Below are 21947 nucleotides of genomic sequence, written 5' to 3'. Positions count from 1 at the left end.
TTTTGTGAATAACCTTGCTTTAACTTTCTTTTCGTAACTTCTCTGTGCCATTTACTTTAATATGAAGGACTCCAGACACTTTATAGGCGCAAAGACCACCAAAGAAGAAATGTATAAAGCCATATCCGAACCCCAAGGGCTGGAGAAATGGTGGGCCACCTCTGCAAAAGGTGACCCGAAAATCGGGGAAACGATAGCCCTACACTTTGAAAACCTAACGACCCTAACTTTTAAGTACACAGCAATTGTTCCTTACGAAAAATTGGAGTTGACCTGTTCCGAAGGCCCTACGCCATGGCAGAATGCCGTACTGACGTTTGAGCTGGAAGAAAGGGAGGGACAGGTATTTTTGACCCATACGCATAGCAATATTCCGTCCGATGATATGGCATCCCTTACCTATTTTAACACAAAATGGACCGTCTATTTATTAAGCCTAAAGGATTATCTGGAAACTGGAAAAGGAACTCCTTATCCGACGGAATTAAAGTTATATGATGGAGATTGAGCCATTTATTTGACTTTCTCGACACATATTTCATCATTCTTGGATTTTCGTATTCAATGGTCATTAAATTATTTCAGGCATTGGATTATTTTTTTATCCCTATTTTTAAAAGGAAATAGTCCAATACCTAATAACAATGCAACCTGCCTTCAATATATCCATAAAATTCATCCTACTACCATTCGCATTTTTATTGGTTTCCTGCGGCCAGAAGAAAGCCGATTCCAAAAAGGGGTTCGAGGCTCCGGAAACGTCACAAACAACAAAAAAAGAATGGGTATCCATTTTCAATGGAAAGGACCTGGAAGGTTGGACCATGAAAATAAACGGGTACCCCCTTGGTGAAAATTTTGGCAATACCTTTCGGGTAGCCGATAGCATACTAAGTATCCGCTATGATGGTTACGGTCCTGAATTGAACGATCGTTTCGGCACCTTGTACTATGATAAACGACTAACGGACTATCGCCTTAAGGTAGAATACCGGTTCGTCGGCGAAACGGCACCTGGGGCACCGGAGTGGGGGTATAGGGATAGCGGTATACAATTTCACGGCCAACCGCCCAATACACAAAAAATGGATCAACCCTTTCCCATTTGCTTGGAATATAACTTTCATGGTGGTAATGATAAGGACGATCGCCCGCTTGGGGCCCTTTGCGTCAATGGGATTTTTGTGGAGGTTAATGGAATAAAAAATACAACTACCTGTACGCCGGCAACGGTACCCCGAACCTTTCATGGAAATCAATGGGTAACTGCGGAAATAGATATCCAGGATGGAAAAATAACCCACTTTGTGAACGGGGAGGCCATTTTAAGTTATGCCAATCCCACGTATGACCCCGATAATGAGACCGCAAAAACATTGATCGTGGAAGGGAATACCTCGGTAAGGGGCGGATATGTTTCCTTTCAATCCAATAGCCATCCCATCGATTTTCGAAAAATAGAGTTGATGGAATATTAGTCTTGGACTTAACTTTTAAAAGTTGACTTAATCCTACTATAAATCCACACGTTTTCCGGTCTTTACCGCTAGATATATAGCATCTATAATCTTCATATCCTTAACGCCTTCCTCCCCATCTAGGGGTACAATGGGTTCCACACCTTCAAAAATAAGTTGGGCCATCCCGTCCATTTGTAAGGTCTGGTGGGTGATGTGAGGTTGTGTCAGTTCACCTTTATGCGTCCGTCCTTTTATAGGACCATAGCCCGTAGAGGGTTGCATTTCCGCAAAACCATCCTCCCCGTTCAAGAAAAAACGATCTAAATGGCTCATGGCATAGGTAGAAAGGCAAGAGGCTACGGCACCACTGGGAAAACCCATTTGAAACTGTATGGTTTCGTCCACACCTTCCTTGAACTTTACCGGATCTGTTTTCGTCTCTTGGGCGGTGACCCAAATAGGTTCCTCACCCAACATATAGCGTGCACCATTGATGGAATAAATCCCGATATCCATCATGGCCCCTCCACCGGCCAGTTCCTTGTTCAAACGCCATTGGGTAGGATCTCCGATGGTAAATCCGGATTGTCCCTGAAAAAATTTGAGCTTTCCAAATTCCCCGGCCTTACGCATTCGAATTACTTCCACGGTTTTGGGTTCATAGTGCATACGGTAACCTATCAATAATTTTACATTGGCCGTTTTACAGGCATCCACCATTTCCTGACCTTCTTGGGCATTGACGCCCATGGGCTTTTCACAGATTACATGTTTTCCAGCCCTGGCCGCCCGTATCGTCTGATCTTTGTGAAGTGCATTGGGGGTGATGACGTAAACCACATCGATATCCGGGTTGTCCTTGATCTGATCAAAATTATCGTAGTTGTAACAATTCTTTTCGAGAATACCATATTTGGCCCGCCACTCGACTATTTTGGAAGGAGTACCGCTGATAAGCCCGGTCAATTTGGCACGCTTACAGGATTCCATAGCCTTTGCCACCCTTCTCGCATAGCTTCCAAGCCCCATAAGGGCAACCTTCAGTATCGGTCCGTCATAAGGCTGATCGGAAACGGCGAACAAGTTCGTCGGGTTATATAGCAATGGTAAACTAATGGTTGAAACGGTAAGCTTTTCTAAAAAATCTCTTCTTGAACCCATAGTGTCATATTTGTTGGTTCTAAAATAACCAAAATGAAGTTACACCGCTTTCGGAATAAAAAATGTTTTGTGATATATTCTGGAAATATTCAAAAAACTTTCCCTTTTTAACAATTTGTTATCCCAATCTTTCCTTTTTATCCCGAAAAAAAGAATGGTATCTTACCATTTCATGGGAAATGCGAAATAAGCTAGAAGAGAATGTACTTTCAGAACATTATCCACACCATTGTCGTTTGGCAGAGTTTCCTCTTATGCCTAATCTTTTTAACCCCTCAGTATCGAAAAAGAAAAGGCAACCTCTATCTTGCTTTGCTGTTATTCACCTTGGGCGTGCACTTTACATACAATTTTTTATGGAGCCAACAGATCTTGACACAAGCATTGTCACGGTTTAGCTGTAGTTATGGGTTTCTTTATGGCCCCCTGATCTATTTCCACATTAAATCCCGGCTGATAAGGGGCCACCGATTTGGCCGAAGGGATATATTGCATTTTCTTCCTTTTTTTGCCATAGTCCTCGCGGCCATTCTTAACAAAATGAGCTGTAGCCAGGAATTCGCCTTTTTATTGCTTTTATCAATGCTTCTTTACTGTTTTTTCGGATACTATGAAATCTTGAATTACAAAAAGACGATAAAAACCGTAACCACGGCAATTTCAATTCCGGAAATCAAATGGTTAAAGCTGCTACTTTTGGTGATGTTGGCCATAATTGTTTGCAATATTTTGAGTACGGCCCTTCCAGAAGTCATAATTTTCGGGGAGAGCCTCTCTACCGAAACCATTGTACAATTTGAAGTTCTGATCCTTGTGAACTTAATTACCTTTCAAGGACTCAAAAATCCACAGTATTTTAGGCAAATCGGTCGGGATGATGTGAGACTGGTAAAGGAGATTTACCGAATGGAAAGCACTTCCAGAAAGCGGGAACACACCCTTGTTTCGGACAAAGAGGAAATCCCTCGTATTGAAGAATATTTGGAGAAGAACAAACCCTATCTCAATTCGGACCTGACCTTAAGTATGTTATCGGAAGAGTTGAACTTGCATCCAAAGCTGCTGTCCCAAATAATCAATCAGCACTTTAAGGTAAACTTTTCGGAATACATCAACACGCTCCGGGTAAAACATGCTAAATACCTTCTGGAAAGCACAAAAGACACAAAGCTTACCATTATGGAAGTGATGTACGACAGTGGATTTAATTCCAGGTCCGTTTTCAATACATTTTTTAAAAAGAAACTTGGGGTTACCCCTTCAGAGTTTATTTCCGGCCTAAAAAATGACTAAAGTGTTCGGATTCCGGAATCCGAACGCCTCTTTCCCTTGGCCTTGTACTTTTACTCCTTGATTTAAGAAAGAAATGGTACAGTTTACAAACAGGCAGGTATTGAAATGGATGTATTGGGTATTGATCATATCCATAGTTATTTCATCACATTGCAAAGTTAAGGCTCAGAAGGCAACCATCCGTTGGGACCAATGGGGCATACCGCATATAGAGGCCAAGTGGACAAAGGATCTTTATTATGGTTTGGGTTGGGCCCAAATGAAGGCCCATGGCAATGTAATCTTAAAACTATATGCAAAGGCCAGAGGGAAAAGTGCCGAATATTGGGGCGGGCAGGAAAACGTCCAATCAGATGTAAAGATATGGAGGCTTAATATCCCGGCAAGATCAAAAACATGGTATGACCTTCAGACAACGGAAATGAAGGAATACATAAACGCTTTTGTCTCCGGTATGAATGCCTATACCCGGAAGTATTCCCATCTAATCCATCCCGAAAACGAAGCGGTCCTCCCCATTCTGAATACGGACCTGCTTTCCCATTTGCAATTATCCTATCATGTTGGTGTGGGGGCCTTTGCGCTGAATCAGCAATCTACCTCATGGGAAAATGCAGGTTCCAACGCATGGGCCATTGGGCCAAGGAAATCGGCTAGTGGTAATACCATGCTATTGATCCAACCCCATCCACCGTGGATGGAGAACCATCGTTTTTTTGAAGCCCATCTCACAGATGATAAAACCAATCTATACGGCATTATGCAATTGGGATCACCCAGCATGGCAATGGGGTTCAATGAAAACTTGGGCTGGGGGATGACCTTTAATCAGGCCGATAGTTTTGATCTTATTGAATTGGAACTCCAAAACGGGAAGTACAAGCTAGAGGGAAACTGGACCGGTCTGGAGATTTCCCCAGCTTCCATTAAGATAAAGGAAGGGAATTCATTTTTGGATAGCACTGTGCAAATCAAAAAAAGTGCCTACGGCTATTTGGTATCGGAAAAAAATGGAAGGGCATTGGCGTTACGATTGTCGGGTTTGGATAGACCTTTTATGATGCAGCAACTGATGGAAATGGGAAGGGCTACGAACGTGGCTGGATTTGAAAAGGCACTTTCAAAATTACAACTTCCCCTCCAGAACATAATCTTAGCCGATAAAAAGGGGTCAATTGGATATGTATACAACGGAATTATTCCCCAAAGGCCTTCGGGCAATTTGGGGCAGTGGTCCCAAATCATTCCCAGCTCAAGACCAGGTGCCTTGGTACACTCATATCATAGTTATGGGGAGCTTCCAAAGATTATCGATCCTCAAAGCGGTTTTGTGGCAAACTCCAATAACTCACCTTGGACAAGTACCTATCCTCCAGCGCTGGAAGAGAAGGACTATCCGCCTTACTTTGCCTTTTCTAATTTTGATCTAAGGGCCAGGAAATCGCTTAAAATGCTTTTAAGCAAGGACAGATTGACTTTTGACGATCTGCTGGAATTTCAGGGGTCTACAAAATCGGAATTGGCGGAAATCGTACTGGGAGAATTGATTGCCTTTGCCGAACAATCCAAGGACCAGGATTTAAAAAGCGCAGCCAAGGTACTGTCCCAATGGGACAAAAAATTGGATCCAAAAAGCAAAGGGGCCATCCTGTTTATAGAATGGTACTTGCTGGTTTCTGGAGATAGCATGTTTACAAAGGAATTCCCGTGGGCAAATTTAGAAGGGTTCCCTGACGGACTTACCACATCGGCAAAGAAAAAGTTGGCACAAGCCGCAAAGCAGACCAAAGAGAAGTATGGCTCGCTCGATGTTACCTTTGATTCTGTATTCAAGACCCAACTTAAGGACAAGGTTTTAGGCGGGGCCTTGGGGCTAAATGAGGTAGGTTGTTTTTCGGCAGGTTTCTATAGGCCAGGCCCGGAACACAAGAAATTTTTGGTTGGGGGAACCGCTTTCTCATCGGTTATCGAGTTTGGGTCTAGATTAAGGGCCAAAGGACTTTTGAGCTATGGGAATTTTACGGAAGATCCACCCTTTGAACCAACAGATCAATTTGAGATATTGCTAAAACGTCGGTTACGGGATGTATACTTTTATCCAAAGGAAATAAGGGAAAATACCAAATTAAAAGAGCTGTTGATTACGGAGTAGGACGATTAAATCCTGTTGATAAAAATAGCTGTTAATTAGGTAACCGCTTCCAAAGATGTGGGCAATTCAAAGATTTCCAGTTCAAAATAGGGGAGGGCCGCCAACAAATGATCGAATATATCCGCCATGATGTATTCATAATTTTCCCATCGCTTATCACTACTAAAGGTATAGATCTCCAAGGGAATCCCTTGGGGGGTCGGACTTAATTGACGTATCATTAAGGTCATGTCCTTATTGATAGCGGAATGATTCTCCAAATAATTCTCAATGTATTTGCGGAAGACACCCAGATTGGTCAGGTTCCTGCCATTTATGGACAAACTCTTGTTCACCCCACGCTCCTGATTGAAGGTAGCGATTTTTTTGCTCCTGTTTTCCAAATATTGGGCGATAAGCTCTATTTTCTTTAAGGATTCCACATCCTCCGGGCTTAGAAACTTCACACTTTTCTGCCTTACTATTAAGGCCCGTTTTATACGCCTTCCTCCCGATTTCTGCATGCCCCTCCAATTTTTGAAGGAATCGGAAATCAGTGCATAGGTAGGGATGGTAGTAATCGTCTTGTCAAAATTCTGCACCTTTACGGTAGCCAACGTAATTTCAATGACATCGCCGTCCGCGCCATATTTCTCAAAGGTAATCCAGTCGCCGATCCGCACCATATCGTTTATGCTCACCTGTATACTTGCTACAAGGCCCAGAATGGAATCCTTGAAAATCAAAAGGATAACTGCGGATGCCGCACCAAGGGCCGTAAAGAATTTCCAAATCGTGGTATCGGTAATAATGGCGAAAATGGTCAAAATGCCTCCGGCCCAGGCAAATATCATAAAGACCTGAATGTAGCTGTCCAAGGGTTTGTCCCGCAAGTGGGGCAATGTCTTCAAGTAATCCTTGGTGCTCGAAAGCAAACTTTTTACCAGCACCAACGCTAATAGTACCCCTAAGATCATCAATGCCTTAAGTGCTAGGGCACCGCCATATTCAAAATCCATGAATACTACCGGGAAAAGTTCAAAAAGCAACAATAAAGGAAATACATGGGCAATATATCTAGGCACTTTGTGGGCAACCAGAAAATTGTCAAAATTAGTCGCCGTACGCCTGGCCAAACGTACCGAAAGTGTGCGGAGGATTTTCCAGATAATGAAATCCAATAACCCGGAAATGGCAATACTTCCCACTAAAAGCACAAACAGGTTAACATAAGACGCCGATGTTTCCTCCAATCCCATTTTTAGAAGATAATCATAGAGGATATGACCATATTTTGTATCCATAACCATGCACTGTTGAATTGGCGATTGCAAAAGTACGGCTTACTTGCGATTGTCGAGGCAAACAGAAGAAAAGCCTATGAAAAATTTAACAAAATAATGTTCCTGTCCTATTATGTCCCGAACCGGGAAATGGGAAAATCGAGCAAAAGCTGAAAAGAGAAACGTTTACCGCGGCAAAAACGGCTTTGGCGGGCAAAAGAGTGTCGTTTGGTCCCGTTATTTTATAAGCTTACCGGTAATTAGTAATTTCACAAAAAATTGCAGGCAAATCGCTCCGAATGATCGACAAGATTTCAAATCGTAAAAACAGGGTATACTATCATGTCCTTTTTTGGATGTCCTATGTGGCATTATATACCCTAATGTGGGGGAGCTATGATGATGAGTATTGGGAACAATTCCAACAGTTGCTGTTTCTTTTGCCATGGAAAATGATTCCAACCTACATTACCCTCTATTACTTGATGCCCAAGTTCCTGTATCCCAAGAAAACTTTCCAGTACGTAATACTATCCATACTTTTAGCCCTAGCCATGGGAGTGATCGATCGCTATATGATATGGACTTATCTCTATCGCTGGTATAGCCCGGAAAAGGAATACTGGAAGACACCTATGTTATATCTGCCCAAGCTGCTTAATTCCCTTGTTGCGGTATATACTCCGGTGTTTGTGGCCATGGCCATTAAATTGCAGTTGTTCTACTATCAGAAGGATAAAATCAACAAGGAACTGGAAAAGGAGAAAGTAGCTACAGAGCTCAAATTCCTAAAGGCACAGATCCATCCCCATTTTCTGTTCAACACCCTAAACAGTATTTATTCCCTGTCCCTGTCCCAGTCCAAAAAAACCCCTGATGTAGTCCTGGGTCTATCCAAATTTTTGGATTATATGCTATATGAGTGCAACGAACGTTTTATCTCCATTGGAAGGGAATGGGAGCAGTTGATGAACTTGGTGGCCCTGGAACGCATACGGTATGAAGAGGGCTTAAGTATCAACGTTTCCGAATCCATTGACAATACCGAAACGCTCATTCCTCCACTATTGTTATTGCCCTTTGTGGAAAATGCATTTAAGCATGGGGCCGATAATGAGATCAGTGATGCCTGGATTACCATAGATCTTAAACTGATCAAGGAAAATCTGATCTTTATGGTGGAAAACAGTAAGAGTTCCGAACCTTCCAAAGAAGGGCTGGACACGGACAAGAACATAGGACTTACCAACGTAAAAAGGCGATTGGAATTGTTTTTTCCGGACAAATATGAATTGAAGATTTTGGAAGAGGAAGATAGTTTTTTGGTAAAACTCAATATCGACTTGAGCAGTATTTCCAACCTAACCCAAGAAGAGAATGTCCAATAAGATCAAGTGCATTATTGTAGATGATGAGCCCCTGGCCAGAAATGTGTTGGTGAAGTATGCCGAACAAATTGATCAATTGGAAGTCGTAGCAAGTTGTAGTAACGCCCTGGAGGCCTTTGAACATATACAGCAGGGGCATATACAGTTGGTTTTCCTGGACATTAAAATGCCCAAATTAAACGGATTGGAACTGATCGAATCGATTAAGAACCCGCCATTGATCGTTTTCACCACGGCATATAGGGATTTTGCCGTAAAAGCTTTTGAACTTGATGCCATAGATTACCTCCTAAAACCAATTTCCCTTACCCGTTTTTTAAAGACGATATCTAAGGTGAACAAATATCTCCAGGGACAACACGCGGAACTTAATGGTGCCGAATCCGAAACCGCAAGGGAGGAGGGAACCACTACTTCGGAGCAGGATTTTCTCTATATCAAGGCAGACCGTAAGGTGGTTAAACTGGATTTAGGTTGCATCCATTATCTGGAAAGTCTTAACGATAAGGTCATTATTCACTTAACGGATAGGGAAGTGGTTACCACACAGCGTATCAGTTATTTGGCCGAGAAACTCCCCAAACAACATTTTATCCGGATCCATCGTTCTTACATCATTTCTCTAACTCACATCACTGCCTATAACAATATTATGGTAGAAGTGAAGGGCCGTGAACTTCCGATTGGTCGGAATTACCGTTCGCAAGCGCTAGAGGCCTTGCGTCAATAGTTATACTTTATTAAATTTTTTTGAAGTCACAAAACAGGTTCCCTTTTCGGGTTTCAAAGGGTACCGGCGACCTTAAGTAAAGTATTTCATAGCGTTTTCTGTTAATCATTCCTTAAATGGGAGCCCAGCGACTTTTTATACGTCCCAACAACCCATTTAGACCAGTTTTCGTCATCAAACGACCCTTAAAAGTCATATCCCAAGTGAACTGGGTCATTCACAAAAATGTCTTGATAATGCAGGGTAGGCTCCCTTACTTTGGATCATCATCAAAAAGCGGACAGTCTTTGTAACACAACTTTCATCAGGTTTTGAAAGACTACCAAAAAAGAATTCTTCCCGATATCAACGAATCACAATCGGGAAATTTGTTACCGATTTGGCAAGGTGCTCATGCTATTTGGGCCTTGAGGAGGGAAAACCGGATAGTAGGGCACTTGCCATTTTAAATGAACTAAGTATATGCCACCTGTTTCCTATCCTACCACAGAATCCGACATCTATTTTACGGTTTTTAAAGTACCACGGTGGAGAGCCGCCATTTATCAATTCCTTTCAGTGAGGCTTTGGGGAAGTTTACCAAGCACCCTACAACGTAGAATATCCGCTTGGTATTCATCCCTCTATACCAAATCGTACTCCAAAAAAATCATAGGTCCCTACCTAAAAGTTAACTATAGGGATAAGAACTATCTACAAAAATTCAAACCACCTGATGGGAAAAAGGAATTTGCCAACTTTCAGGATTTTTTTACCAGGGAATTCAAGGAACTTCCCCAAAACCAAAGTGCTTATGTTTGGCCTTGTGAAGGTCTGCTGTGTGATTTAGGTTCCGTAGTGGATACCACAATCTCCAATGTAAAGGGGGACAAACGCAGTATCGAAACTATTTTCCAGATAGGTAAAGTCCCTATCCCAGAGGACTACTATTTCACGAATGTATTTTTGCATAATAAGAACTACCACCGTATCCATGCTCCAGTGTCCGGTACCGTAAGCCGAATTCAGCACGTTCCCGGGGATCTTGTGATACTGAGACCATGGATATACAAACAGAATCCTTCTTTACCGGCATTGCGCAACGAACGATATAATATAGATATTGAGGATATCTGGGGGCGTACGTGGTACTTGTCCATTGTCGGTGGTCCGGCCGTAGGTACCATTGCGCTTCCAAAACATATGACCGTGGGATCCAAAGTGGAAAAACTAGAGGAAATCGCGTTATTCTATTTGGGATCCACTTGTTGTATGGCCGCTCCCGAAACACCGAGATACCATTCAAGAAATAGTTTTGTTCAGGTAGGCGCTACGTATTAGACATAGTTATTTAGATCGTTGGCTATGTTGAGCTCTACTCAAATAGTTATGTAGCGCCTTACCTAAAACATTTCGGCTTTGTCCAGTATATTACAGGTTTTGAAGAGAGTTTCGCCCTCTGGAGGACGAGCAACGACCTAATAATATAAACGAATTTACCAAGACAATGGTGCAAAAGACTGGCCCACTTTTAGCTTTTTTCCTGAGCTTAGAAGAACAAATTCCCCACGTTGCTTCTTTTCTTTAGAAACAATTTGACTTTTATTGACTACATATTTTCGGTGAATTCTAATGAAATCCGGTGCAAGTTGTTTTGCCGTATCACTTAGATTGGCCCGTTTGATAAAGACATCCGTTTCCGTATAAAAGTTAAGGTAGTGATCATCCGCTTCTATCCAATGTATGGCTTCCAATCGAAGTGTTATGGTCTTTCTACCCTTGCTAACCTCTATGGTCGTACTTTTTTTCTTCCCTTTAAGTCGTACGAACAAGGAAGATCCAAAAACTACCAAAAGATGATATAGGGCCTCACGACCAAAATAGTAACGTGCGTAATCCTCGGAAACAAAAGAATCAAAGAATTCAAGACTATGTAAAAGAATCCCTGATAGAAGATAAAAAGTAAGCAAAATAAAAAGGGCCAACAGACAGACCATAGGCCAGTACCACTTGTTAAACCGTACATTTAATTCTTTTTGAACTTGGAGCGAAAATGCCATAAAGGGAATAAAGAGCAATACAGAGACTGCTAGATAAATTACCGAGGTCCAAATATCATAGCTTGCATGATGCTTATATCGGATGACGTTTTGAACTAGAGAAATACCGAACACCGCCAGTAGCACTAGCGTAGCAAAATAAAAGAACCGCCTATCGGTATTAACAAACCACATCATCTCAAAATTCCAATGGAAAGATACATTTTGTTATTGAACACTTACAAATATAGAATTTTGGATAGGTTGAAAATGCTTCAAAAAAATTTGAAGTTCTATACTGCTTATCCGAAAACCCCTTTAAAAAAGGTCTTCTTAAGCCCCTTTTCCTCTAGCCATGCCGCCAATTCCTTTCGCTCTCCTACTTCTGCGTGATGTAGCAGTGTAAATCCATGGGGGCCTGGTGCATTGAGTAGATGGGGATGGTCCGTAATGAGCCTCCGAACAAAATCATCATATCCCAAAAAGGCGTAGTTAAAAATGTCCAACCGTGCCCCTTTGGATACCAAAAAATCGGCAATATCCCTTCTCCCCATATGCGATGCACCCCCAATGGCGGTCTCAAAATCCCCTTTGGCAAGTTGGCTGGCACAATTCAGCAATAGGGGTTTGGCCTCAATAATCTTTTGGGTATCCTCCAAGCTTTTATGTGCGGCGGACACAAATTCAGAAATTACCTTTGGGTCGAATAGTCCCTGTGTTAGGCTTTTTCCGCTAGGTATGGCCATAACTGGTCCTGCAACGGCAATTCCACCAAAAGCGATACTTTTTTTAATAAATTCGTTTCTTTTCATGTTCGTAAAAAACCAAGGTTTTTGCGAACTCTCAAAGTAACGCGTCCTATTTGTCGTGAACCTGTACGCTACTGTCGTGAACCGGCTCGTCTAAATTTTAAAAGATTCCGATTTGTTCATGGAATAGCAAAAATTGGTCAGGTAGGTTATCTTTTTTATAAAAGATCAGCCTTGGGAAATGGTAAAGACATTCAATTCCTTATTTTTTCCTTTGAGCAGCACATTGCCAATGGATTTCGTGGAATATTTTGAGTCTATCTTTAAATCTTCCTTTAACCTTTCGGATATTAATACGGCAACATTATGTTTATTACATTCTGCCTGTATTCTTGCAGAGGTATTGATAACATCCCCATGAAAGGCCAATTCCTTTTTTACCACCCCTACTTCGGCAACCATTAGCTTTCCTCCATGGAGACCTGCCTTAAATTCGGGCACTAAGCCATATTTATTCATGTAGTAGGAATTCCGCAACTTCAAAACATTCTGAAATGCGAAAAACAAAGCCACACAATTGTTATTGGCCAAACCCCTGTGGTATGGCCAACTGAGTACTGCCTCGTCTCCCACATACTGATAGATTTCAGCAGCGTATTTCGGGACAATATCATTTAAATCATAAAAACAATCCTGAATAAGTTGGCTATATTTAAAATGTCCCAAGGCCTCGGCAATGGTGGTCGAGGATTTTAAATCGAGAAACATAAAGATCCGTTTCTCTTCTTGAGGGTTTTTATACTTCCCCAATAACATTTTTAAAAATACCCCTTTTCCGAATTTTTCGTTGGCAATCCTAATAAGGGAAAACATCAGTGAGGTAAACAAAAAATATAGGGTAGTTACCCAAAAACCCTTGTCATGCCGCCACCAACCCGGGTCGTTATTTTTCTTAAGTCCAAACAGGTTTGCTCCCAATTCGATCATGAAAGTCGCTATCAGTATGATTAAAAATAAATAGACAAGTGTCTTTACAACAATGGTTAAACCTATGGAACGTCTTTTGGAGTTGTACTTGTCAAAGGCGAACTCTACCGTGGCGTAGAAAATGCCCATGAGAAAACCGGCAAGTGCAAATAATGGAAGTATATTCCTCATTCGCAGATCTTCGCGAAAGTCTGCACTAATGGTAACGCCATCCTCGGACTCAAGGCCGTAGAACCGAAACAGTCCCCAGAGCACCATCGCAAAAGTCCAAAATAGAATGGATTGCCATAAGAGGTCCAAAAAAACTCGCATTGTTTTGTTCATCCCTTCCACTTTAAAGTAGGATTAAGATAGATGACCTGAAGAAAAAATTCTCATATCATCAGACCTTTTAGTCCCTATATGCAGACAACAAATTACGACTACAAAATGTAATAGGCATAGAATACGGCCTAAAAAATCTAATAATCCAATATACTAGGCCTTTACGGATTCGTTTAAAAACAATGAACGTGAGCAATTATGGCTATCGTTTGATCGGCCCTTTATAGAATATCGCTGGCACACACCTTTCCCAATTATGATTTCCTCTCTTGGATAAGCCCAAAACGTACTATACCGCAATGCGTTACCCATCAAACTTCCTCAGGCGGCGAACCGGTAAACAGGTATGGAGGGGTATTACATTCTTTATGTTAAAAACATGTAGATATTTTTCTATGATTTAAGTTGAATTATATCAATCTATCATTACATTTGAGAAAAAATTCTACGAATCGGAACATATTTAATGAGCTATTCAGAAATAAAGAAATATCTAAAAATTACAGGAGATAAAATAATTACAAATGAACATGCATACTTAACGCATTATTTACAAAATAGTAAGAATGGTGTAGCATCTATTTATAAAAAAGAAGCTTTAGATTTTATTGCCTCTAGAATTGAGGATTCGGTCGAAACCGAATGGAATGTTCCTTTTCCTCCTCCAAAGGAGCCCCTATTTAAATTCATCGACCTTTTTGCGGGAATAGGGGGATTTCGTTTAGCATTGCAGAACCAGGGCGGTAAATGCGTGTTTTCATCTGAAATTGATAATGCCGCAAAAAAAACGTACGAATCCAATTTTGGAGAATATCCTTTTGGTGATATCCGGGACTTTACGAATCCCCAGATTTCGGATAGTACATTAAAAAAGTTAATTCCAAACCACGATGTCCTTACCGGGGGTTTTCCATGCCAACCCTTTAGCCTGGCCGGAGTTTCGGCACGTAATTCCCTAGAACAAAAACATGGGTTTTTGGATAAAGACCAAGGGAATCTGTTCTTTGATATTGCACGCATAGTAGCGTTGAAAAAACCAAAAATAGTTTTTCTGGAAAACGTTAAAAATTTCAAGAACCATGATAATGGAAATACTTATCTCACTGTAAAAAAAACAATGGAGGATTTGGACTACCACTTTTACAGCGAAATAATTAATGCCGAAACTGTTGTACCCCAAAAAAGACAACGTTTCTATATGGTCTGTTTTAGGGATAATCCTAAAAATTTTGAATTCCCTGACCTTAAAGGAAAACCAAAAAGACTAAAATCAATACTGGAAAAAAACGTGTCTTCCGAATTCACGATTTCAGATAAATTGTGGAAAGGTCATATCAAAAGAACAAAACGAAACTTGGAAAGAGGAACTGGATTTAAGGCAAACATCGCAAGTTTTGAGGAACCTGCCAATACCTTGGTTGCCAGATATGGAAAGGATGGCAAGGAGTGCTTAATTCCTCAAGAAGGTTCAAATCCACGTAAACTCACTCCAAGAGAATGCGCCAGGCTTCAAGGTTTCCCGGAATCTTATATACTCCCCATTAGTAATACTCCGGCATACAAACAGTTTGGTAACTCCGTTGCCGTTCCCGTCATTGAGGAAATCGCAAAAAACTTTGTCAAAATATTATTGGATAGTGAGAGGTAAAAATGAAATTTCAAAACTTTCATAAACGTTTCTTTGATTGTGAAAATGGAGCATTTTCCAAGGTTACCGAAAGAGAATATTTCGACTCCCAAATTACCGTTACAAAAGATGAGAAGAACATAGTATTGGGCTACTTTGGAAAAGATAATATTCTAAAGGGCAATAAAGCAAGTCACCCCGATTTGGCGTTAAAAGAGTTTTTACTTTATCCGCAAATGCTACGTATTCGTTTAAATCTTGTTTTCCCCAAACTAGCTACATCAGAATTAAGACTCTATTTATCTTCCAAGCGTGGCTTTAAACCAAAAGGTGGGCATGTTTGGTTTGTCTACATTGATGAAAGCGGACAAATTGTCATTGGTACAATGCCGGAAAGCGCCTGGAATTCAATAGAGTTTGAAAAGAAAGTCTAAGCCAACCCTCTAATTAGAACCAAAATCGCTTACTTTTCTTTATACCATTACTTTTAATGCACTCAAAATCTTGATGGAGGCGGTATTCTTGTGTCCGTACTAATAGTAATGCCTTCTTTGAACCCAAGACCATAGAACCGAAACAGTCCCCAAAGCTTCATTGTAAAAGTCCAAAAGAGTATGGATTGCGACAAGTGGCTTATACGCTATTTATTCCTTCCGCCTTAAAGAAGTATCAGGATAGATGATCTAGGTCTAGGATGATTTATCTTTATGGAATCCTGATTTTTCATATATTGAAATGTAATTCACAAGATGAAAAGGTATCCCAGTATATTCAATGACGTGATCGGACCGGTAATGCGCGGTCCGTCGAGCTCGCATTGTGCAGCCTCTTTGCGTATCGGTAGAATGTGTCGCGATTTGATGGATGGCACTATCAAGGAAGTATATATTGAGTTTGACCCGAATGGTTCCTTGGCAACGACCCATAAGGGTCAGGGATCGGACATGGGACTATTTGGTGGGTTCATGGGTTGGGAGGCGGATGAGGAGCGCCTACCAGACTATCTACTGGCCATTGAAGAAGCAGGGATTCAGATCAATATCGATATTCATCCCATTGGGGCCACCCATCCCAATACCTACAAGATTACCCTAAAAAACAGTAGGGAAACGCGAACGGTAACAGCCATTTCGACCGGAGGGGGCATGATCGAAATTATTGAAATCGACGGAGCCCCGGTATCCATGAACGGGGATTTCTATCAAACCCTGGTCTATGTTAAAACCCCTACCGACCTTATTGAGCATATTGAGCAATCCTTTGTTTGTGACGAAATTGCATTACGTGAAGGGGTTTCTTCCTTCATCGAAATAAAATCGAACCAATTCATTTCCGCTGACCTGGAGGCGACACTCGTGGAAATGGATCAGGTTCTTTGTGTTAAGAAGATACATCCCGTACTTCCCATAATGGCACGTAAAAATCTTACAGTCCCTTTTATCACCTGTAATGAAATGCTTGAATTCAACATAGGCAAAAACCTTGAATTATGGGAGCTGGCCGTAGTTTATGAAAGCATGCGGGGGAATATTTCCAAGCAGGAAGTATTTAAAAAGATGCGTTCCATACTTGGAATCATGCAAAACGCGATAGACCTTGGACTGAAGGGGACCAAATACGCCGATCGCATTTTGGGGCCGCAATCCTTGGCGTTTCAGGAACGGATAAAGGATAAAACGCTTGTGGAGGGCGATATCCTCAATCAAGTGATTTTATATACCTCCGTAATGATGGAAGTCAAAAGTTCCATGGGAGTGGTAGTTGCGGCTCCCACGGCCGGATCCTGCGGTGCTTTGCCCGGAGCCATTATCGGCGTAGGCAGAACATTGGGACTTTCAGAAGAAGAAATGGTAAAGGCGATGTTGGCGGCCGGAATCATAGGGGTCTTCATAGCGGCTCATGCGACATTCGCAGCGGAAGTAGGAGGATGTATGGCCGAATGCGGATCGGGATCCGGTATGGCAGCGGCCGCAATTGTGGGATTAAAAAAAGGTACGTTGGACCAATCGCTTTCAGCAGCTTCAATGGCATTGCAATCCAGCTTGGGTATGATATGCGATATGATCGCCGATCGTGTAGAGGCCCCTTGCCTGAATAGAAATGTAATGGCTGCCACAAATGCCATCTCCTGTGCAAATATGGCCTTGTCCGATTACGATCATCTAATTCCCCTGGACGAAGTGGTGGAGACCATGAAACGCGTAGGCGATGCATTGCCCAATACCCATCGTTGCACGGGTCTGGGAGGTCTCGCCATTACAAAGACCGCAAAGGAAATCGAGGCCAAACTGGCCAAAGGGGAAATAAACAGAGGCAAGACTTTTTTTAAGGTTTGTTAGGTTTGGCGAAGTCGTTCTTAAGCTCCACATTCTTTTTAGTCAAGAGATATGATAACGATAATTTGGATTTCATTGGCCGGCCTGGCGGTCTGGTTCACTTTTGTTTTGACGAAGGACTTCCTAGCGCATCGAAATACCCTGGAAAACAGCAGTTGGTCAAAAACATCCCTTATTGGTTTTGTAGTCAATTTTTTTGATGTACTCGGTATTGGCGCATTTGCTCCACAGACCGCCCTCCTAAAATTCACCAAACAGACCAAGGACAAACAGATTCCAGGAACGATGAATGTAGCGAACACCCTTCCTGTTTTATTACAGGCCTTGATTTTTATTACCATTATCGAAGTAGAACCCATAACATTGGTCTTGATGTTCATCTCAGCTGCCTTGGGAGCGGTTCTGGGTGCAGGGGTAGTGGCCCAATTGTCCGAAAAAAGAATTCGGTTGGTCATGGGTTTTGCCCTATTGGTAACGGCATTTTTTATGTTGGCCACCAATATGGAATGGATTCAAGGGGGAGGAGAAGCCATCGGGCTCCAAAATGAAAAGTTGGCAATCGCCGTGGTCGCCAATTTCGGTTTGGGTGCTTTGATGACCGCCGGTATCGGATTGTATGCTCCTTGTATGGCATTGGTCTTCGCCCTGGGCATGTCACCCAAAGTAGCTTTTCCGATTATGATGGGTTCCTGTGCTTTTTTGATGCCTCCGGCGTCGGTACGCTTTATCCGGGAAAAAGCCTATAACCGAAAGGCTGCCGTTGCCATGGCGGTTCCAGGTGTTTTGGCCGTATGTATAGCTGCTTTTATTATAAAATCGTTGCCATTGGATGTGCTCAGATGGGTCGTAATTGGCGTGATACTGTATACCTCAGGAGTGATGTTACATGACGGATTCACTAAAAAATAACCTCAATTCCCCTAAGGTCAAAAGCGTTCCAACCATGCGAAAAAGAGGGCCAACCCATTTGTTTTTCCTTTTGCTACTTCTCGTATCAAATTCTGTTTTATCCCAACAACCCGAATATATCATTGGCAAGCTAATGGATTCCGAAACACAAGAGCCAATAGCGTTTGCCAGTATTCGAATAAAAGGTCGGGCTTTAGGTATTATTTCAAATACGGATGGAAGTTTCAAAATTCCTTTACGTTACAAAGAGTACGGTGATGTTATCGAGATATCCTCTATGGGATATCGGACAAAAGAGATCTTGATCCAGGATTTTTCGATTTCCGAGTTGAACGATGTGAGACTGCAATCGGCAACATTGGAATTGGAAGAAGCCGTAATAACCGTAAAAAAGAAAAAGAGAAAGAAACTTACGGCAAAGCAAATAGTACGAAGGGCCCTAAGGGCAATACCTGAAAATTACCCGGTAGAACCTTTTTCCACCGTAGGTTATTATCGGGATTACCAATTGGACAGTTTGGGATATGTAAATCTCAACGAGGCTCTATTGGAAGTATTTGATCAAGGCTTTGATGCCATGGATTCCGTTACCACCAAAGTTAAGATTTTCGACTATCTGGAAAATACAGGTTTTAGACGGGATACCCTGGCATTGCAATCGTACGACTATCGATTCAAAGAAGGTCGCAAGGTTATCGATAAGGCTTTTTTAGCGGCCTATGGCGGTAATGAATTTACCATTTTAAGGGTTCATGATGCTTTGCGCAACTATAAAATCGATTCTTACTCTTTTGTTCATCGCCTTAAATCCGACCTACTCCCTGAACATAGGTTCAAAAAAGAGTCCGACACTTATCTAGATGACGAATCCCTTTATACCGTTAAGTTCCAGAAGCTGCTTTTGGACTATAGTGCGTATGGCACAATGTACATTTCAAAAAGAAATTTCGCCATCCATAAGATGGAGTATACTGTATACGACCGTACAAAAAAGTTGCCAAATGGTATTCTCAACATGCATAAAACCGATAACGAGCTGATTTTTGAGATTATCACGGAGTATCGCCCTGAAAGTAACAGGATGTACCTCAGTTATATCTCTTTTCACAATACGTTTCAAATCTGGGATCCCCCTAAGTTCGTACTGGAGTCCGTAACCGTAGATCCCAATCTACAGTGTTTGGTAATGTCCTTTAATCGAACGCCCGATTTACAGGATGCTTTAAACGGGGATAACTATATCCTGAAATATAAGGACGAAAAAATAGATTTCACAAAAATTGTACTTGATAATAACGATGGGAACAGAAAAACGGTGCTCTTATACCCCAAGATGTACCCCTCTAAGTTTATGTCAATGTATACGACTGCGAGTGCGAGTAGAGGATCTGTCGACTCATTAGTGTTAAGCACTAAAGTATCCAATATACGTGATGTGGACGGCAATTTGATCAACGAATGGACTTTTAGGGACTACAATCAATTTCGGGAATTCTTTGTACAAGAAGTAAAACCAAATGTAAAAAGTCCCGTGGATAGTCTATTTATGGAAAAGAGAAAGCCTATTTTCAAAGACCAACCCATTACAAAACCTGATAATTTTGACGACTATTGGATGAATACGCCTCTTCAAAATATAAGAAACTAAAGGCTATTCAAGAAATGATAGGAGGAAGTTGCAACAAGCGCACATTCGAAGATTCATCTGATGAAACTTATTGGTCTTAATCTCCGGATCTTGATTCGGTTATTAGGGTAACCATCGGTATTGGGAGAACGATGGAATTGTTGTAAATTCATACAAATCATAATCGCTTATAAAATGAAGGGCCTAAGGATGATGTATCTCTTTGTACTTGCTTTGGCCATGGCTTGCAATACCGGCCCAAAGGATAAAAAACAAGAAGGAAAATCCGTTGTCCAAAACATTCCCAAAGTGGTTACTGCTGATATAGAGGCGGGCATTAAGGCCAATATCGCTAAAAAGGTAGAGGAGGGGGGCGGCTATTTCAACATGGTTGCGGAAGGGAAGGAACTCCGTCTACAGTTGGTGCGTGTGCATACGGAATACCTTTCAAATCTTGGCCCCCGGCGTCATTTTGCCTGCGTGGATCTAGCCGACATAAATGGTGATGTATATGATGTGGATTTTTTTCTAGAGGGAGATCCAGGGAATATGACCGTTACCGAAACCACCCTGCACAAGCTCAATGGCAAGCCTTTTTATACCTGGAAACAGCGTAAGGACAAGACCTGGTATAGAAAGCCGATCCAAAACGCTTCATCAGATTTACTTGGGGTTATCGAAGGAGAGGACAAATTTGAATTTCGTTATGAGGTTACCCTTCCGGAAATAAGAGAATCAGCAAAACTATGGATCCCAATTCCACAGAGCGATCGTTTTCAAACTATTAAATTAGTAGAGGTCAAAGCTCCCGCAGAACATCGAATACTCAAAGACAAGAACTACGGTAATTCTATCCTGTATACTGAACTTTCTCCTGAACATAGCGAACGGCAATTGGCACTTGTTTATGATGTTGAAAGGCAGGAGAAAAGGCCTTATGAGGATGATTCATCGGTTACAAAGTATTTAAACGCTAGTTTATTGATGCCTGTAGGCGACCGGTTTCAGGTACTTGCCGATTCCATTATTGGGCAAAAACGCAATGGAGGTACGCTGATGCAAGCAAGGGCCTTATATGATTACATTATCGATAATATGCGGTATGCGAAGTTTGGAAAGTATGGCAGTGGGGATGCGGTCTATGCATGTGATGCCCTGACCGGTAATTGTACGGAATTTCATTCGCTCTTTATTTCCCTGGCCCGATCTGCGGGAATACCTTCGCGATTTGCCGTGGGGGCTTCTATCCCATCGGATCGTAATGAAGGAGGCATTGATGGTTATCACTGCTGGGCAGAGTTTTATGCAGAGGGAAAATGGTGGCCCGTGGATATCAGTGAAGCCAATAAGTATACGGCCCTGGCTACCTACTATTTTGGCAGACATCCGGCAAATCGTATCGAATTCAGCCGGGGACGGGATCTTCAAATAGAGCCTGGCCCACATTCCGGATCTATCAACTTCCTGGCTTATCCCGTTATGGAAATAGAAAACGCTCCCGCTTTCCCCGAAACGTTTTTTTCATTTCATAGGAAGGCCGATAAAGAGGCTTCGGAGAAGGTGGCAAATCTACCCTGATACAGAATCCTTCTTCGGATGTTCCTCACCTTCCGGATGTTCTTCCCCCTGAGGATGCTCTTCGCCCTCCGGGTGTTCTTCCCCTTCGGGATGCTCTCCTTGCTGTTCGGTATTTTCCTTTTTTTTCTGCTCACGGCAAGAGCTCAAAAAGCCAGTCGTAACGAAACTACAAAGGAACATAACCAAAATAAAGTATTTCAATTCTTTTAAGCGGCCCATGATATGAGTTGTTTAGTGAATTAAAAAATGAAGCAGAATACTTAATAATCAATTGATTTACTTAAATATAGGAAATTTTGATCGAACCCCTCCAACCGATCTGGAATTTATCCGGCTATCAAAAACG

At 41.8% G+C, this 21947-nt stretch carries 19 protein-coding genes; 13 read left to right on the top strand and 6 right to left on the bottom strand.

What is annotated here, in order from left to right; all coding sequences use genetic code 11:
- Positions 1–61 precede the first annotated feature (61 nt).
- Both ACO06Y_RS16885 and ACO06Y_RS16880 read left to right on the top strand, forming a co-directional pair.
- Positions 62–508 (top strand): SRPBCC family protein, encoded by a 447-nt coding sequence (locus ACO06Y_RS16885; RefSeq protein WP_422080181.1) that lies wholly within the window; start codon positions 62–64, stop codon positions 506–508.
- A gap of 136 nt (positions 509–644) precedes the next feature.
- Complete coding sequence (locus ACO06Y_RS16880) at positions 645–1478, top strand: 3-keto-disaccharide hydrolase (protein WP_422080180.1); 834 nt, start codon at positions 645–647, stop codon at positions 1476–1478.
- 36 nt (positions 1479–1514) lie between these two features.
- Here ACO06Y_RS16880 and ACO06Y_RS16875 read toward each other — a convergent pair whose 3' ends face one another.
- A complete protein-coding gene (locus tag ACO06Y_RS16875; protein WP_422080179.1) occupies positions 1515–2621 on the bottom strand; it encodes a Gfo/Idh/MocA family protein in 1107 nt (368 codons plus the stop codon).
- A 540-nt stretch (positions 2622–3161) separates the two neighbouring features.
- On the opposite strand from ACO06Y_RS16875, the gene ACO06Y_RS16870 reads away from it, so the two are divergent.
- A complete protein-coding gene (locus ACO06Y_RS16870; protein WP_422080178.1) occupies positions 3162–3914 on the top strand; it encodes a helix-turn-helix domain-containing protein in 753 nt (250 codons plus the stop codon).
- A gap of 73 nt (positions 3915–3987) precedes the next feature.
- Positions 3988–6066: a penicillin acylase family protein gene (locus tag ACO06Y_RS16865; RefSeq protein ID WP_422080177.1), complete on the top strand. Its 2079-nt coding sequence runs from the start codon at positions 3988–3990 to the stop codon at positions 6064–6066.
- 35 nt (positions 6067–6101) lie between these two features.
- Here the strand turns inward: ACO06Y_RS16865 and ACO06Y_RS16860 are convergent, their stop codons facing one another.
- Positions 6102–7349: a mechanosensitive ion channel family protein gene (locus ACO06Y_RS16860; protein ID WP_422080176.1), complete on the bottom strand. Its 1248-nt coding sequence runs from the start codon at positions 7347–7349 to the stop codon at positions 6102–6104.
- A 278-nt stretch (positions 7350–7627) separates the two neighbouring features.
- On the opposite strand from ACO06Y_RS16860, the gene ACO06Y_RS16855 reads away from it, so the two are divergent.
- The 3 genes from ACO06Y_RS16855 (at position 7628) to ACO06Y_RS16845 (ending at position 10766) form a co-directional block, all read left to right on the top strand.
- Positions 7628–8716 (top strand): sensor histidine kinase, encoded by a 1089-nt coding sequence (locus ACO06Y_RS16855; protein WP_422080175.1) that lies wholly within the window; start codon positions 7628–7630, stop codon positions 8714–8716.
- Positions 8706–9446 (top strand): LytR/AlgR family response regulator transcription factor, encoded by a 741-nt coding sequence (locus tag ACO06Y_RS16850; RefSeq protein ID WP_422080174.1) that lies wholly within the window; start codon positions 8706–8708, stop codon positions 9444–9446. Before ACO06Y_RS16855 ends, ACO06Y_RS16850 begins: the two co-directional genes overlap by 11 nt.
- A 462-nt stretch (positions 9447–9908) precedes the next feature.
- Positions 9909–10766: a phosphatidylserine decarboxylase gene (locus ACO06Y_RS16845; RefSeq protein WP_422080173.1), complete on the top strand. Its 858-nt coding sequence runs from the start codon at positions 9909–9911 to the stop codon at positions 10764–10766.
- 155 nt (positions 10767–10921) lie between these two features.
- Here the strand turns inward: ACO06Y_RS16845 and ACO06Y_RS16840 are convergent, their stop codons facing one another.
- From ACO06Y_RS16840 to ACO06Y_RS16830, 3 genes are all read right to left on the bottom strand, one after another.
- A complete protein-coding gene (locus tag ACO06Y_RS16840; RefSeq protein ID WP_422080172.1) occupies positions 10922–11662 on the bottom strand; it encodes a LytR/AlgR family response regulator transcription factor in 741 nt (246 codons plus the stop codon).
- Between the two features lie 104 nt (positions 11663–11766).
- Entirely contained in the window at positions 11767–12276 is a 510-nt protein-coding gene (locus ACO06Y_RS16835) for a hypothetical protein (RefSeq protein WP_422080171.1), read from the bottom strand.
- Positions 12277–12441: 165 nt separating this feature from the next.
- Positions 12442–13512, bottom strand: a complete 1071-nt coding sequence (locus ACO06Y_RS16830) for an adenylate/guanylate cyclase domain-containing protein (protein WP_422080170.1) — start codon at positions 13510–13512, stop codon at positions 12442–12444.
- Positions 13513–13990: 478 nt separating this feature from the next.
- Between ACO06Y_RS16830 and ACO06Y_RS16825 the strand changes: the two genes are divergently transcribed.
- The 6 genes from ACO06Y_RS16825 to ACO06Y_RS16800 all read left to right on the top strand — a co-directional run bounded on the left by ACO06Y_RS16825 (position 13991) and on the right by ACO06Y_RS16800 (position 21601).
- Entirely contained in the window at positions 13991–15172 is a 1182-nt protein-coding gene (locus tag ACO06Y_RS16825) for a DNA cytosine methyltransferase (RefSeq protein ID WP_422080169.1), read from the top strand.
- Positions 15173–15174: 2 nt separating this feature from the next.
- Positions 15175–15585, top strand: coding sequence for a hypothetical protein (locus tag ACO06Y_RS16820; protein ID WP_422080168.1), 411 nt, complete (start codon positions 15175–15177; stop codon positions 15583–15585).
- A gap of 315 nt (positions 15586–15900) precedes the next feature.
- Positions 15901–17490, top strand: coding sequence for an L-serine ammonia-lyase, iron-sulfur-dependent, subunit alpha (locus ACO06Y_RS16815; RefSeq protein ID WP_422080167.1), 1590 nt, complete (start codon positions 15901–15903; stop codon positions 17488–17490).
- Positions 17491–17538: 48 nt separating this feature from the next.
- Entirely contained in the window at positions 17539–18396 is an 858-nt protein-coding gene (locus ACO06Y_RS16810; protein WP_422080166.1) for a permease, read from the top strand.
- Positions 18397–18430: 34 nt separating this feature from the next.
- Positions 18431–20044: a carboxypeptidase-like regulatory domain-containing protein gene (locus ACO06Y_RS16805; RefSeq protein WP_422080165.1), complete on the top strand. Its 1614-nt coding sequence runs from the start codon at positions 18431–18433 to the stop codon at positions 20042–20044.
- Between the two features lie 174 nt (positions 20045–20218).
- On the top strand, positions 20219–21601 hold the full coding sequence (locus ACO06Y_RS16800) for a transglutaminase-like domain-containing protein (RefSeq protein ID WP_422080164.1): 1383 nt from the start codon (positions 20219–20221) through the stop codon (positions 21599–21601).
- On the opposite strand, the gene ACO06Y_RS16795 is transcribed toward ACO06Y_RS16800, so the two are convergent.
- Positions 21593–21820, bottom strand: coding sequence for a hypothetical protein (locus tag ACO06Y_RS16795; RefSeq protein ID WP_422080163.1), 228 nt, complete (start codon positions 21818–21820; stop codon positions 21593–21595). The genes ACO06Y_RS16800 and ACO06Y_RS16795 overlap by 9 nt on opposite strands.
- Between the last annotated feature and the right edge of the window lie 127 nt (positions 21821–21947).

The organism is Ulvibacterium sp. (assembly GCF_965228935.1).
GTDB lineage: Bacteria > Bacteroidota > Bacteroidia > Flavobacteriales > Flavobacteriaceae > Ulvibacterium.
Note: the sequence above shows the minus strand (reverse complement) of the source record. Positions and strands in the feature narration are given on the sequence as shown.

Excerpts from the sequence above, each read along its gene's own strand:
- ACO06Y_RS16885 (WP_422080181.1), top strand. The coding sequence starts at position 62 with ATGAAGGACTCCAGACACTTTATAGGCGCAAAGACCACCAAAGAAGAA.
- ACO06Y_RS16880 (WP_422080180.1), top strand. The coding sequence starts at position 645 with ATGCAACCTGCCTTCAATATATCCATAAAATTCATCCTACTACCATTC.
- ACO06Y_RS16875 (WP_422080179.1), bottom strand. The coding sequence starts at position 2,621 with ATGGGTTCAAGAAGAGATTTTTTAGAAAAGCTTACCGTTTCAACCATT.
- ACO06Y_RS16870 (WP_422080178.1), top strand. The coding sequence starts at position 3,162 with ATGAGCTGTAGCCAGGAATTCGCCTTTTTATTGCTTTTATCAATGCTT.
- ACO06Y_RS16865 (WP_422080177.1), top strand. The coding sequence starts at position 3,988 with ATGGTACAGTTTACAAACAGGCAGGTATTGAAATGGATGTATTGGGTA.
- ACO06Y_RS16860 (WP_422080176.1), bottom strand. The coding sequence starts at position 7,349 with ATGGATACAAAATATGGTCATATCCTCTATGATTATCTTCTAAAAATG.
- ACO06Y_RS16855 (WP_422080175.1), top strand. The coding sequence starts at position 7,628 with ATGATCGACAAGATTTCAAATCGTAAAAACAGGGTATACTATCATGTC.
- ACO06Y_RS16850 (WP_422080174.1), top strand. The coding sequence starts at position 8,706 with ATGTCCAATAAGATCAAGTGCATTATTGTAGATGATGAGCCCCTGGCC.
- ACO06Y_RS16845 (WP_422080173.1), top strand. The coding sequence starts at position 9,909 with ATGCCACCTGTTTCCTATCCTACCACAGAATCCGACATCTATTTTACG.
- ACO06Y_RS16840 (WP_422080172.1), bottom strand. The coding sequence starts at position 11,662 with ATGATGTGGTTTGTTAATACCGATAGGCGGTTCTTTTATTTTGCTACG.
- ACO06Y_RS16835 (WP_422080171.1), bottom strand. The coding sequence starts at position 12,276 with ATGAAAAGAAACGAATTTATTAAAAAAAGTATCGCTTTTGGTGGAATT.
- ACO06Y_RS16830 (WP_422080170.1), bottom strand. The coding sequence starts at position 13,512 with ATGCGAGTTTTTTTGGACCTCTTATGGCAATCCATTCTATTTTGGACT.
- ACO06Y_RS16825 (WP_422080169.1), top strand. The coding sequence starts at position 13,991 with ATGAGCTATTCAGAAATAAAGAAATATCTAAAAATTACAGGAGATAAA.
- ACO06Y_RS16820 (WP_422080168.1), top strand. The coding sequence starts at position 15,175 with ATGAAATTTCAAAACTTTCATAAACGTTTCTTTGATTGTGAAAATGGA.
- ACO06Y_RS16815 (WP_422080167.1), top strand. The coding sequence starts at position 15,901 with ATGAAAAGGTATCCCAGTATATTCAATGACGTGATCGGACCGGTAATG.
- ACO06Y_RS16810 (WP_422080166.1), top strand. The coding sequence starts at position 17,539 with ATGATAACGATAATTTGGATTTCATTGGCCGGCCTGGCGGTCTGGTTC.
- ACO06Y_RS16805 (WP_422080165.1), top strand. The coding sequence starts at position 18,431 with ATGCGAAAAAGAGGGCCAACCCATTTGTTTTTCCTTTTGCTACTTCTC.
- ACO06Y_RS16800 (WP_422080164.1), top strand. The coding sequence starts at position 20,219 with ATGAAGGGCCTAAGGATGATGTATCTCTTTGTACTTGCTTTGGCCATG.
- ACO06Y_RS16795 (WP_422080163.1), bottom strand. The coding sequence starts at position 21,820 with ATGGGCCGCTTAAAAGAATTGAAATACTTTATTTTGGTTATGTTCCTT.